This is a genomic window from Flexithrix dorotheae DSM 6795 (genome assembly GCF_000379765.1).
GTDB classification, from domain to species: domain Bacteria; phylum Bacteroidota; class Bacteroidia; order Cytophagales; family Flammeovirgaceae; genus Flexithrix; species Flexithrix dorotheae.
Window position 1 is genome coordinate 224,540 of record NZ_KB903443.1, and the last position, 13,606, is coordinate 238,145.

9 protein-coding genes are annotated in these 13,606 nt (G+C 37.8%); 4 read left to right on the forward strand and 5 right to left on the reverse strand.

The features are described from left to right. Positions 1–12: 12 nt before the first annotated feature. From A3EM_RS0116480 to A3EM_RS0116505, 4 genes are all read left to right on the forward strand, one after another. The gene (locus A3EM_RS0116480) at positions 13–873 is read left to right on the forward strand and encodes an SDR family oxidoreductase (protein ID WP_026210344.1); all 861 of its coding nucleotides are present in this window, start codon (positions 13–15) and stop codon (positions 871–873) included. A 5-nt stretch (positions 874–878) separates the two neighbouring features. After that, positions 879–1,232: a DoxX family protein gene (locus tag A3EM_RS0116485; RefSeq protein WP_020529333.1), complete on the forward strand. Its 354-nt coding sequence runs from the start codon at positions 879–881 to the stop codon at positions 1,230–1,232. 518 nt (positions 1,233–1,750) lie between these two features. Beyond that, positions 1,751–2,902, forward strand: a complete 1,152-nt coding sequence (locus A3EM_RS0116500; RefSeq protein WP_044238786.1) for a transporter — start codon at positions 1,751–1,753, stop codon at positions 2,900–2,902. Between the two features lie 261 nt (positions 2,903–3,163). After that, positions 3,164–4,624: a vanadium-dependent haloperoxidase gene (locus A3EM_RS0116505; RefSeq protein WP_044238788.1), complete on the forward strand. Its 1,461-nt coding sequence runs from the start codon at positions 3,164–3,166 to the stop codon at positions 4,622–4,624. 593 nt (positions 4,625–5,217) lie between these two features. On the opposite strand, the gene A3EM_RS0116515 is transcribed toward A3EM_RS0116505, so the two are convergent. The 5 genes from A3EM_RS0116515 to A3EM_RS0116540 form a co-directional block, all read right to left on the reverse strand. Beyond that, on the reverse strand, positions 5,218–6,912 hold the full coding sequence (locus A3EM_RS0116515) for a RagB/SusD family nutrient uptake outer membrane protein (protein WP_169513373.1): 1,695 nt from the start codon (positions 6,910–6,912) through the stop codon (positions 5,218–5,220). A gap of 22 nt (positions 6,913–6,934) precedes the next feature. Beyond that, positions 6,935–10,195 (reverse strand): SusC/RagA family TonB-linked outer membrane protein, encoded by a 3,261-nt coding sequence (locus tag A3EM_RS0116520; protein ID WP_083925249.1) that lies wholly within the window; start codon positions 10,193–10,195, stop codon positions 6,935–6,937. Positions 10,196–10,390: 195 nt separating this feature from the next. Further along, positions 10,391–11,422, reverse strand: coding sequence for a FecR family protein (locus tag A3EM_RS0116525; protein ID WP_020529341.1), 1,032 nt, complete (start codon positions 11,420–11,422; stop codon positions 10,391–10,393). Positions 11,423–11,492: 70 nt separating this feature from the next. Beyond that, positions 11,493–12,128 (reverse strand): RNA polymerase sigma factor, encoded by a 636-nt coding sequence (locus A3EM_RS42650; RefSeq protein ID WP_020529342.1) that lies wholly within the window; start codon positions 12,126–12,128, stop codon positions 11,493–11,495. Positions 12,129–12,489: 361 nt separating this feature from the next. Then, the gene (locus A3EM_RS0116540; protein WP_020529344.1) at positions 12,490–13,443 is read right to left on the reverse strand and encodes a glycoside hydrolase family 43 protein; all 954 of its coding nucleotides are present in this window, start codon (positions 13,441–13,443) and stop codon (positions 12,490–12,492) included. Positions 13,444–13,606: the final 163 nt, after the last annotated feature.

Below are 13,606 nucleotides of genomic sequence, written 5' to 3' on the forward strand. Positions count from 1 at the left end.
AAAATTATACTTATGAATAAAAATGTTTTAATTACAGGAACTTCAACAGGTGTAGGATATGAAAGTGCAATTCTATTGGCCAAAAACGGGTATAAAGTATATGCCTCTATGCGGAATACAGCCAAAGCAAATGCCTTAAAAGAAGCTATTGAAAAAGACAATTTAGATATCGAAATTCTGGAACTGGATGTCACAGACCTTAACTCTATTCAATCGGCTGTAAAAATTATTATTGAAAAGGAAGGAAAAATAGATGTTTTAATCAACAATGCAGGAGCGGGATTCGCCAAAACTACCGAACTGGCATCTGAGGAAGAAATCAGATGGGTTACTGAAGTAAATTACCATGGAGTGGTATTTTGTACCCAGGTTGTTTTGCCCTACATGAGAAAACAAAAATCAGGTCAGATAATCAATATTACTTCTGTTGGAGGATTAGTTGGTCAGCCTTTTAATGAATTGTATTGTGGGGCTAAATTTGCTGTAGAAGGCTTTATGGAAGGTCTTGCCACCTACGTAGGCGATGCTTTCAACATCAAAATTACCAATATTGAGCCGGGAGGTATAGCCACAGAATTTATGACATCTGCCATTGGAAAAACCGCTGTAGATGGAAAACTGGCCACAGGTGAATATGAGCCTGTCTTTGAAAAGTACATGGCAGGAATCCAGAAAAGAGCAAATGAAAGCCAGGAACAAGTTTATCAGACAGGGATAGAAGTAGCTGAAGTGGTTCTTCAGGTGGCAAAAAATGAAAATCCACCCTTGCGTGTCCGTACTTCTAAATGGGCTGAAGATTTTTGTGGGCTAAAAACGCAAGCCGACCCCGATGGAACAAAATTGGTACAACAAATTAAGGATAGCTTTTTATAAAAATAATGAAAATCTTATATTGGATTTCCACGGGAATAACAGCTGCTTTTCTTTTTTGGAGTGCCTATACTTACCTGTTTAGTAAAAACACGATAGCGGGTATAAAAGCATTGGGTTTTCCGGATTTTTTCAGAGTAGAATTAGCGGTATTAAAACTTCTCGCAGCAGGAATTTTACTTATACCATTGGCATCCCCTCAAGTAAAAGAATGGGCTTATGCCGGGGTGGGGTTATTCCTATTAACCGCTTTTATTGCCCATTTAAATCATAAGGATTCTATCTTCATCCTCGTATTTCTTTTAATTTTAATTGGGATATTGATCGTTTCCAATCTTTTAATGAATCAGATAATGAAATAGAGGCTATCCTTAAAATCAGCAGCCACAACCTAAGTCAAATCACTATGGTTGTGGTTCTCCTTTTTTCAATGGTACAACAAGGCATACCTTTCATTTATCCGGAATTGCATCCCAGCTCCTCTGCTATTTTATTCGGCTAAATTCCTTAAAGCATTTAGACTTACACAGCACGTCATCCTCCTCTTATGAATGGATCTGATCAGGAGCCTGTATCCTTCTATTCCGGCAATAGCTATAATCTTTTAAAAATTTTCATCAAGCCAAAGGAATCGTTCATCAATTATATTGGGGCACTCACATTTTACCCTCCTAACTCAATTGTAACTAATTTCATTCCTTTCTACATTGGTATCAAATTTTGACAAAATTACTAACTAAAAACAAATGAAAATGAATAATAAAATCAAATCCTTCCTCCAGCAAAATCCATTTTTCAACCCCTATAATCCATTCTATTTGCAAATTGTTATAGGTTAACCCTCCTTTTTAATTTCTTATCACTCAAAACAAAAATGCTTATGCGAAACTTTACTATTTTCACCTTATTTTTCCTTGCAACGTTTCATTTCCATGAAGGAAATGCCCAGGGTTGCGTAGCCATACGGGGTGCATCCTCCTGTGGTGTTGGTTTGGGCGAATACTATAATAGTACCCTAACCAAGGGGGAATTTATTGCAGGGACAGGATTCCGGTATTTTAAATCATTTCGCCATTTTAGGGGCCATGAAGAAGAAGTAAATAGGGTTGAAGATGGCACTGAGGTGATTAACCATTCTTATTTTTTAGACCTGTTTTTAAACTACGGAATTTCCGACCGGTTTTATGGAAATCTTGTAGTCCCTTTTGTTTACCATAATAGATCTTCTATGTATGAGCATGGAGGAAATCCGCCAAGAGGATTGGGAGAACGTCACGAAACTTCTTCCCACGGTTTGTCAGATATTCGACTGGGGGTTGGTTATTGGTTGTTTAACCCTAAGAAAGTAATTAACTACAACTATGCAATTGGTTTGGGAGTGAAATTACCAACCGGGAAATATGATTATACCGATCTTTTTTATAATCAGGGACCTGAAAGAAATGAAGATAGAATTGCAGTAGTAGATCAGTCTATTCAACCCGGAGATGGAGGCACTGGTATTACCCTTGATATGCAGGGTTATCATGTATTATCTCATTCTCTGACTATGAGTGTAAATTTATTCTATCTAATGAATTTTCAGGAGACGAATGGCATACTGACCAGAAATGGCAGAAGTGAGTTTTCCTGTCCGGACCAATATGCCTTGCGCCTGGGAACCTTTTATAATACCAAAATGGAAGGACTTAGCGCTTATCTTGGAGGCCGGTTAGAAGGTATCCCTTCTAGTGATTTGGTGGGAGGAAGTGCAGGTTACCGAAGGCCGGGATATGTACTTTCCGTAGAACCGGGGATCACTTATGCCAAACAAAAATTTACTGTTAACCTGAGTGTACCCCTTGCCGTTTCCAGGAACCGTACACAAAGTTATCAGGACAAAGAACTTACAGAAAGCACCGGGGTGTATGTGCATGGAGATGCTGCATTTGCTGATTACCTCATCAATTTTAATTTCTTTTTCAGGTTTGGAGGTAAACACAATATGCCAAATGAAAAGATTAATCACTTGAAAAACCTGAATGATCTCTAATAAGTAGTAAGTAGCTGAGCAGAATTAAATATATCCAATTTGCGCCACAACTTTTTGATAATGAGATGAGAATGCTCATTATAAAATAGTACTAGTACTTAATTCAAAATTAATCGTGTATGATTTTGCCATAAAAGACTGATAGAGAAATTACTTTTTCTCGGAAATATATAGTACGCGATGTGGAGCACTGGTGCTGAATTAAAGTTGTATCACGGACAAAAAATAACGGAAAAATATCGTCTAACTAAAATTAAAAAAATGAAAAAAAGTATTTTAGTATTTTTAATAACTTCAATTTTAATTGGCTGTAACCTGAACAGCAATAAAAAGGGACAAGCACCTCCCGAACCAAAAGGGGTGGAAAATGTGGCTTACAAATGGGGAGCAATGGTGATCAAAGCTACTGCAAATGATACTGATAAATTTAGGCCAAGACCTACCATTACCTCCCGATTTATTGCTTTAATATTCGTTTCGGTTTTCGATGCCTGGTCCAGGTATGATGAAAAAGCAACACCTGTATATATGGATGGAGTTGCAAGGAGACCCGCTGAAGAGCATTCCTTAAAAAACAAGGAGATAGCCATAAGTTATGCGGCATTTAGAGCAATGAATGAATATTATTATTCAGACAAGGAAATGTTTTCCAATTTTATGAAAGAATTGGGCCTCGATCCAAATAATGAATCCATGGATCCCACAACTCCTGAAGGTATTGGAAATCTGGCAGCCAAAGCTGTAATTGAGGCAAGAAAAGGTGATGGTTCAAATCAATATGGAGAAGAAAAAGGCTCAAACGGAAAGCCTTATTTTAATTATGTGGGTTATGAACCTGTAAATTCACCAGATCAAAACGTAGATCCAAACCGTTGGCAACCTAAATATTTTTCTGATGGCAAAGGGGGAAAGTTTGCCCCGGGCTGCCTGACTCCCTTTTGGGATAAAGTAAAACCGGTTTCCCTGAAATCCGGAGACCAGTTTCGCCCTGGACCTCCGCCAAAAATAGGTTCTGAGCAATTAGAAAAAGAAGTTCAGGAAGTAATTGAACTTCAAGCCAATCTGACTGATTACCAAAAGGCCCTGGTTGAATTTATGCGGGATGGTCCACAATCGGTTCAGCAGGCTGGCCACTGGTTGAAATTTGCGCAGGATGTGTCTGTAAGGGATAATCATACCCTTGACCAGGATGTGAAAATGTATTTTTATAATCAGGTAGTAGCAATGGATGCCTTTATTGCTTCATGGGATTCAAAAATGTATTATGATTATGCCAGGCCTTATGCTTTGGTACACAAGTATTATGAAGATCAAAAAATAAAAGCATGGGGCGGTGAAGGAAAAGGTATGATAGAAATGGATGGTACACAGTGGAGACCGTATTCACCTGAAACATTCTTATGTCCTCCATTTCCAAGTTATACTTCAGGTCATAGTACTATCAGTGGTGGTTGTGCAGAAGCATTAAAAATCTGGACAGGAAGCGACACCTTTGGCTCAGAAGCTACTCTGGTAGCAGGTGCCATGACTGAGCCTGATAATTTAGGTGATACGATTACATTAAAATTCCCAACCTTTACTGAAACCGCTGAAATGGCAGGTATTTCCAGAGTATTGGGCGGTTACCATATCCAATCAGATAATATAGCCGGATTGGAATTGGGCAGAGATGTAGCCAGAGAAGCCTGGAAATTTTACAAAAAACATTTAGGTGAAGAATAATCACCAGCACTCCAAACCGGGATTTCTTTTTGAGTGAATAATGCCTAATCTTAGGATAAAAAAGGCCTAAAAGATTTGGCAAAAGCTTAAAAAGTATAGTTCGCCATCCGGTTTGGAGTGCAATTATTTTTTCAATTCATATGTCCCAATCTGTTTACATTCAAATTTAGGTCAGGTATCAATTAATCCAATTATCAACTCACTTTTCAAACCATCTGTCTTCTAATTTTTAGGTATTCGAAATGTAGAAACTTCTCCCCCCTACACCATTCGGAACAAGGGTTTTCAAAGCTTTAGGGTCCAAAAAATGTTTTGACATGGTCCTTCTCAAAAATGGATCATGATACTGGCCGGACAAAATCACCTTCAATTCCTTAGTGGGGTTTTGGTGGAGAAAAATTCCCAAATTCGAATGCCAGTGAACCGTCATTATGGGTGGACTGCGGGCAAGATAATTATGCCGAATTCTAAAACTTTGCAGGAATACCTCATTGAATTAAAGTATAAAAAAATGGAGTTACCATTATAAATAATATAAGGTAACCCCATTAAAACTGCCCTAAAACATGTATACTATTTTCTTGCCTTACCTTTTAATACCCTGGGTTTTGTCCATAATCATTTGACGTTCGAATAAGCTGATTAGCAGGAATTGGCCTCAAAGTGTGAAACTCCTGAATATTGGGTGCAGCATCAGGATTAAATGCTTTTACACGGTCTAATAGTTTTCCAGTTCTGGTCAAATCCAGCCATCTTTTTTGTTCCGCATATAATTCACGAGATCTTTCATCCAGGATAAAATCCAGTGTAATGTCGGATGCGGTTACTTCCATGGCTGCTTCCATGCCCTCATATGCTGCTCTTCTACGAACAGCATTAATGTATGGCACAGCAGCACTTCCATCTCCATCCCTTCCTAAAAGAGCTTCAGCCGCAATCAAATAGGTTTCGGCTAATCGATATACAATATGATCCCGCGAACCATTTGTATAATTTAAGGAAGGCCTGAGGTTATCATCTACTTTCACAGGTGATGGAAAAATATTGATGTTATCGGGTAATGACCATGACCATGGTTCATCAATATCATTACTGTGTAATCCAAAAAGGGCTACTCCGGGAAGGCGGTTGGTAATGGCATCTACCTCTTGTTGGGTAAGGTCATTTGTATTGATCCAAATGGCTGTATCACCCACCTGTGCACCTTCAGGGATGTCCCGATCCGTGTTGTAAAGCCAAACTGTCTGGAAAGTTTTTTCAAACCTGGAATCAACATTCAAAGGACGAAAATTATCCATAGCCCACTGAGTTGGACGAAATCTAATCCATGGCCTGCCATAGCCATGGCCAAGTGCACGATCTAAACCATTATTGTAAACTTCATACCATGGTCGGAAATAAAGGTGATTTCTGTTTCCCTCTCCATTTGTAAGAGGATCTTCACTATATTGCACAGAGAATATCACTTCTGAATTCTGTTCATTAGTATGGCTTAAATTCCCATTGGCATCTGCCATATTAAACACATTTAGAAAATCATCCAATAAAGCCCGATCTGAACTATTAATTATATCAATGGCCAAAGTAGCAGCCTGATTAAAGTCATCCGATTCGGCAAAGCTGGTATAAGCTCTCGTTAAATAAACCATGGAAAGCATATGTTGGGCAGCCCATTTGGTGGCTCTCCCAAATTCTGACTGAGATTCTGGTAACATGCTTATCGCATAATTGAGATCTTCAATAATGGCCGAATAAACTTCATTTTCAGGAGTACGGGTAGCCTCAGTCTCAACCCCAGTCGTTTCTTCCAAAGTAAGGGTTACAGGGCCAAAATACCGAACAAGTAAAAAATAATAGTGAGCCCTTAAAAAACGTACTTCTGCTATCATCGCATCTTTTTCTTCTTGTGGAAGATCTACTTCAGGTCCACGGGTAATTACCGCATTACATGCATTGATGGCCTGGTAAAATTTATTCCAGGGATCCCAGAAGGTATTGGATTCAGCATTTAATCCCGCCCGGTATTGATTGACATCATGAGCCCCTCCATGACCTCCATTGGTAAACTCATCAGTACCAAAAATGGAAATTTCGCAGCCATCTTCATCCCCATAATAATCACGTAGAGGTTTATAAGAAGCATTAACCCCAGCTATAAATCCTTCCGGAGTATTCAAATATTCAGCGGTAACACCAGAGATTATGGTTTCATCCAGTACGGATTCGCAACCAGTTGTACTTAAAAATAAAACCAGTACAACAAGATATATATGTTTTAAAAATTTCATTTTCATTTTGTCCTTTATTTTTTTAAAAATCTACATTAACACCCAGGGAGTACATTTTGGTACTTGGCTCAAACCCTTCAACCTCCCCATCGTACACTTCCGGATCCAGGTTGTTTTCAAGTCTCGACCATATTACCGGGGTATTAGCATTCAAATACACTCTCAACCGATTAATTCCAATTTTAGCTGTCAGGTCTTGTGGTAGCGTATATCCCAATTGAAGGTTTTTAATTTTAACAAAATTTCCTTTATAATATCCTCTGGAGGAAGCGTAAATTGGACTTTCTCTGCTGCCATCTGGTTTTGGATGATTATTAGTAGGATTGTCCTCAGTCCAAAAGTCGATATTCAAATTATTGTAACGACCTTGTAAAGTAGCATTACCCACTTCAAAATTATTATAGATGGTATGTCCCATTACACCCAACACAAGCCAGGAAAAATCAACCCCTTTGAATTCAAATCTACTTGACCATCCCAGGGTTACCGTTGGAATATTTGATCCTAAAATTACACGGTCATCCTGGTTAATTATCCCATCCTCATTTTGATCTTTTACCTTGATCTGTCCGGGTACCTGTTTATACACATCAGCTGCATCACTTTCTTCAGTTTGCCAAATTCCCAGCTTTTCATAGTCATACCAAACGGTTAATGGATGGCCGATGAACCATTGATTACCAATATCATCCACACCAGTGCCATATAAATCTATAATCTCTTCTTTGTTCCCAAAAAGATTAAGAGTGGTAGACCATAAAAAATCTTTTAAACCTGCATTTTGATAAGTTAAAGCAACCTCCCAACCTTTGTTTTTTGTTTCTCCAACATTTTCCAATACTGAATTAAAACCACTGGTTATGGGGATTTGTCTTTCCAATAATAAATCTGTGGTACTGGTTTGGTAATATTCCAAGCTACCCGATAAACGGTCTCCAAAAATTCCAAAATCAAGGCCTATATTAAATGTAGCAGAAGATTCCCATCTTAAATCGGGATTCGATATTGCCCCTGGAGAATATCCGTATGCTGAATTAGACCCAAATGAATAGGTTGTACGACTCAGGGATCCACGAGTTTGGTAAGGATCTATCCCGGTGTTTCCTACAATTCCATAGCTACTCCTTAGACGCAAATCATTAAATAATCCCTGATTGGCCATAAACCCTTCATCTTTAATACGCCACATTAGGGCTGCAGAAGGAAAGAATCCCCATTTGTTCCCTTCCGCCAGTCTGGATGATCCATCCCACCGACCGGTTAAAGTCAATAAATACCTGTTTTTGAGACCATAATTAACCCTTGCCATCACAGAGGTGATTCCCCACTCTCTCAAGTCGCTATCGTAGTTCTGGATAGCTTCAGCCGTGCCAATATTGTGGTATTTCTGGTGTTCATACGGGATGAGGTTGGCATCTACAATAGTCTCCTCAAAATTTGACTCCTGAATGGAATAAAGACCTGTAAATTTCAAATCATGGATATTACTAAACTTTTTGCTATAGGTCAGGATATTTTCAAAGGTATAGACATATTCACGTTCGTGTTCCTTATATACCCTGGCATCGCCTCCTTGGCGGGCAGAAGAGTTTGTCCCCTGAAATAGCCCTCTGCGATATTCTCTCAAATCAGTTCCAAAATTCATACGATAGTTGAGGCCTTTCACAAATTCGTACTCTCCAAAAATATTACTAAAAAGCCGAAGTGTTTTTCTGTTGTCTTCCACATTTTTAGGGTCAAAATCGGCTAAGGGATTCCATAATAATGGATCGGCACCCGGCCGATAGATCAATTCCCCATTGGCATCATAAGGTTCAGCAAGAGGCGAAATATTGAGCGCCCCTCCATACGGATTGGAAGGCAAATTCTGTATTTCATTGGAAATTTGTGTAGAGGTACCGATTTTCAGCTTTTTCGAAACTTGATGATCCAGATTTACCCTGAATGTATAGCGGTCGTAATTCTGAATGCTAAGCACTCCCTGCTCATTAAAGTAATTGGCTGAAACTGCAAATCCGGTTTTAGTACTTCCCCCAATCACACTAAGCTGGTGGTTTTGTTGATGACCATCATCAACTACTAGATCCAGCCAGTCTGTGGAAACCCCTCTGTCAATGGCCTCTAATTCAGCGGCAGTAAATGCCCGTCCACCCACTTCCTTCAATCGGGTATACTGGGGGCCGTTCATCATATCTGGTAAACCAATAACAGAAACCACCCCATAGTGGGCATTGTAAGATACCGTAGTATTCATTTCCCCCCCACGATTGGTAGTAACCAGGATCACACCGTTGGCACCCCGCGAACCGTAAATCGCTGTGGCAGAGGCATCTTTTAAAATTTCCATGGATTTAATGTCCTTGGGATTAATGGAATTTATATTGCCCTGAAAGGGAATTCCATCAACCACAAACAGAGGTTCGTTAGTCGCAGTGAGCGATCTTCTTCCCCTAATTCTGATGGTTACACCATCTCCCGGCCTGTTTCCATTGGATAAAGCCACAACCCCTGTCGCTCTTCCCTGGAGAGCTTGACCGGCATTGGTAACAGGTAATTCCTGAATATCTTTAGTGGAAACTGAAGAAATGGCACCAGTAATATCCCCCTTTCTGACAGTTCCATACCCAACCACTACTATTTCTTCTAATTGTTCAAGGTCCAAATCCAGAGACACATCAATAACTGTCTGGTTAATAATTTCCACCTCATGGGATTTATATCCTATGAAACTAAATTGTAAATGATCACCCTTGTTTACATTTAAGGAGAACTCACCATCAATATTGGTGTTCGTTCCTTTTGTTGTGCCTTTGATGAGTATACTCACCCCTGGCAATGGTTCACCATCTTCTGAAGATACCACCTTTCCGGAAACTATGTGCTGATTTGGTTGTACAATTTCAATTAATCCAGCGCTTTTCCGCTTACGTTTTTTGGTGACATTGATGTTTTGATTGATTCTTTTAAAAGCAAATTTTGTATTTTCAGAAACGTATCTTAGGATATCCCCTAAAGAACCGTTTGTAAAGGAAATACTTAGCGTGTTTTTTTCTATTTCAGCTTCCTGATAGGTAAACTTGAAATCAGTCTTTTCTTCAATCACTGCAAAAATTTCTTTAACTTCTGCGGATTTTAAATTGATAGAAAGATAAACCTCATCAAGGGTTTTTTGAGCATGGGACGGTTCTGCTAACAATATGCTGCATAATAATGCCTGCACAAATATTCCAAATAATGCATATTTTGACATACTGATAATTTGTGGTAATAAATTCCATTTCATATTTTTACATTGCTTTTAGTGAATAATAATTGATTCCTGATGGCGTGTAACTCTCTCTTTTGATGTGGGGGGGTCTCTACCAAAGTCCAAAGCCACATCAAAAGGCTAGTTACAATTAATTTTCTTGCATTTCTAGCTACTGTCTTCGCGTATCATTTTTTCGTTAGTTTATAATTACATGTTAAATTTATTCTCTTAATAAATGACCACCTTATTTTTGGTGATTCTATATTTGAACCCACCTGAATAGGATAAGCTTTCCAATACGTTTTTGATATTCTCTCTCTTGAAATTTCCTGAAATTCCTTTTTCAAAAACCACATTTCTTTTCACCACAAACTTTAACCCATACCATCGCTCCAGGACCTCAACCATCTCCTCAAACCCCACCTTATTGAAAAATATAATATCATCCTTCCATGCAAAATCGCCCTCTTCTATTTCCCTTTTAATAAATTCTCCTGATTCCTTCAAAAAAATCCCTTTCTCTCCTTCAATTAATGTAATCTTATGGGTTTCGCCTGCTTTTTCTGTATTAGAAACCTCCACAATTCCCTCTTCAACAGCTACTTCTATATAATTTTGATCCTGATAAGAGGAAATATTAAAGGAAGTACCCACTACTAAAGTTTCTACCTTTCCGGTTTTGATTATAAATGGTCGTCTTTTATTTTCGGTAACCTTAAAAAATGCTTCTCCTTCCAGACTAACCACCCGCTGAGTCCCTTCAAATCTCTCCGGGATCAAAAGTGTACTTGCAGAATTAACCTTCACTGAACTGCCATCCGCAAGTTTTAGGGTAATTTTCTGGCCATTTGGGACATTCTTTTCAATAAGACTTCTAACCGCAAGATTATCACTAATAATCTCGTTTGCTGGCTTGTAATTGAAGTATAATATTAAAGTTGAAAGTAACAATATGGAAACTGCTGCGGCATACTTTACCCAGGTTTGAGAAAACATAGAAACGCCTCTGGATTTGGCATTTTTCACTTTGTTATAATCTCTTTTATTTTCTCCCTCTACTCCTTTTTTTATAGTATCCCAAACCCTGTCTTTAACTTCGTTATGCCGATAATGATTTTTCCTCCAATAACCCGAAATGGTATTATAAATCTGTGAATTTTTCTCAGACAAATTTTTCCAGTCCTCTAATTCAATTAATTCTTCAGGATTTAACTCTTTTCCGGAAAGGTATTTTGATATGATATTTTCTATTCGATTCATTGAATTTTTTAGGCTTTCAATTATATAGACTACCTAAAAATCCAAATCCTCACCTCAGGTTTAAAATAATTTAAAATTTTTGGAGCATTACGGTCATGAGGATAAAAGAAGCTAATTTTATAATTTTTACTTTCCCCTTTTTATCCTTGTTTTTCTCAAGATAATCATCCAAAACCTCTATCAATAGTTTAGTGGCTCTTGCTACATTTTTTTCAACGCCACTCACGGAAATATCTAAAATACGGGCCACTTCTTTATAAGACAGTTGATCTTGTCGAATCAAATGAAAAGATTGTCTGGTTTTAATGGGGAGAGATTCTATGGCTTCATCCAAAATTTTATATAGTTCGGTAAGCAATACTTCATATTCCGGTGTGTAATTTTCAACTGCAAAATCCAAATTACTGAACTCATCTATAGAATCAGTATTTCTATTCCTTAAGGATAACCTGATTTTGGTTAGCGATTGATGCTTAATGGAAGTATATAAATAGGCTTTGATATTTTTGATCTCCAAAAGTTGAATTCTATTTTGCCAAATTTTAATAAAAACGTCCGAAACAATTTCTTCTGCGACTACAGATTCTTTGACATAAGAAAGTGCAAATTGAAATAATTCATCAAAATAAAAATCATAAAAAAAATGAAATGCTTTTGAATCATTTTTTTTCGAAATCTGGAAAATTAAATCTTGGGAAATCTTCATATTTACACAATTAGGAAATTAAATATACTAAAAAGGGAGATATAATCTAAATCATTGGGAAATTTTGTAGGAAAGCGGTTTGCACTCTCTAGTATTACAAAAATTGTAAACTACTCTAATAAAAAGCAAAAAGCCCCCCTTGTTCCTTTCCTCTTTTTAAAACAGATTCTTTCCTGAATTCAGCACAATTCAACAAACCCGAAGGTGCAACCAGAGAAAGGTGGGGTTCATAGCAAATAGCCACTTCAAAATGCTTCTGGGTGCTGTAGCTACCTAACTTTTAATTGTTTACCTTGTAGATTTTCCTAATACCCTCCCTTTAAAGTCCAGTTAAAAAATTCAACCTGTTTCTGGAAATGCCTTATTTATCTCCAAGTTGCTTCAGTAGTTTTTTATACTCCTTCTTTTTCACCTTAAATACAGTGCCATGCCGGGTGCCTTCCGGAAAGTGAATTTTTTCAGTGATTTCTTCCCAGTTTTTTAAATCCGATGAAGTGATAGCTCCCATTCTGTGTTTGGTATACTTATCGAAATACACCACCCAATTACCCCCAACTTTTGTAACTGTTGGACCTTCTACCCAGTCCGGACTGATAGCTGTAGAAGCTTCAGAATAATTTTGATTAAAATATCGGCTGGTGGCTATTCGAATGTTCTTTTCTGGTTTAGGGGATAAAGTCTCATTCTTCAAAAACATAATATAGTTAGAGCCTTCTTTAACAATGGTAGCATCAATTACATTGAATCCCTTTTCATACAAAAGTGCTGCTTTCGTAAATTCCTTAAAATCTTTGGTGAGGGTATAATACATTCTGTGGTTGTATTTGGTATCTCCCAGCGAGTCCGTTTCAGGAAATCTACCGGGAATGGTAGTAGCCCAATATATCATGTATTGCGCAGACGCTTCATCATAAAAAAGTTCAGGAGCCCAACAATTTCTGGCTCCGGATTCATGCTCCATTACCGGGATATATTGCTGTTCGGACCAGTTAATTAAATCCTCAGAGTTAGCATAACCAATTCCTTTTTCATTCCAGCTGACAGTCCATACCATATGGAATTTTCCATCCGCTCCACGAATAATACACGGATCACGCATTAATTTATCTCCACCAACCAAAGGGGTTAATAACGATTCATTATGATTAAGGGCTTTCCAATTATAGCCATCTTCACTAGCTGCCAGATGTAATCCATCTTCGCCATTTCCCTTAAAAAAAGAAAACAAAAAGATTTCCTTTTCCTGGCCATATGCGCAAAAACCAGATGTAATTAATAAGATAAGGAGTAGGTAGTTTTTTATTCTTTTTTGCATTTCAGTCTCTTCATAGTTTTTTAAAACTCCAATTTAACCCGGGAAAATTATTCACCCAAAATGAAGGCTCAATTTTAAATAAAGGTAAAATCTTTATTCCCTTTCTGAACATAATCTCAATTTCCCTATATTTTTTCCTCTGATTTGAGTGTGGGATCAATCA

Coding starts and splice junctions, on each gene's coding strand:
- A3EM_RS0116480 (WP_026210344.1), top strand. CDS start 13: ATGAATAAAAATGTTTTAATTACAGGAACTTCAACAGGTGTAGGATAT.
- A3EM_RS0116485 (WP_020529333.1), top strand. CDS start 879: ATGAAAATCTTATATTGGATTTCCACGGGAATAACAGCTGCTTTTCTT.
- A3EM_RS0116500 (WP_044238786.1), top strand. CDS start 1,751: ATGCGAAACTTTACTATTTTCACCTTATTTTTCCTTGCAACGTTTCAT.
- A3EM_RS0116505 (WP_044238788.1), top strand. CDS start 3,164: ATGAAAAAAAGTATTTTAGTATTTTTAATAACTTCAATTTTAATTGGC.
- A3EM_RS0116515 (WP_169513373.1), bottom strand. CDS start 6,912: ATGAAATTTTTAAAACATATATATCTTGTTGTACTGGTTTTATTTTTA.
- A3EM_RS0116520 (WP_083925249.1), bottom strand. CDS start 10,195: ATGAAATGGAATTTATTACCACAAATTATCAGTATGTCAAAATATGCA.
- A3EM_RS0116525 (WP_020529341.1), bottom strand. CDS start 11,422: ATGAATCGAATAGAAAATATCATATCAAAATACCTTTCCGGAAAAGAG.
- A3EM_RS42650 (WP_020529342.1), bottom strand. CDS start 12,128: ATGAAGATTTCCCAAGATTTAATTTTCCAGATTTCGAAAAAAAATGAT.
- A3EM_RS0116540 (WP_020529344.1), bottom strand. CDS start 13,443: ATGCAAAAAAGAATAAAAAACTACCTACTCCTTATCTTATTAATTACA.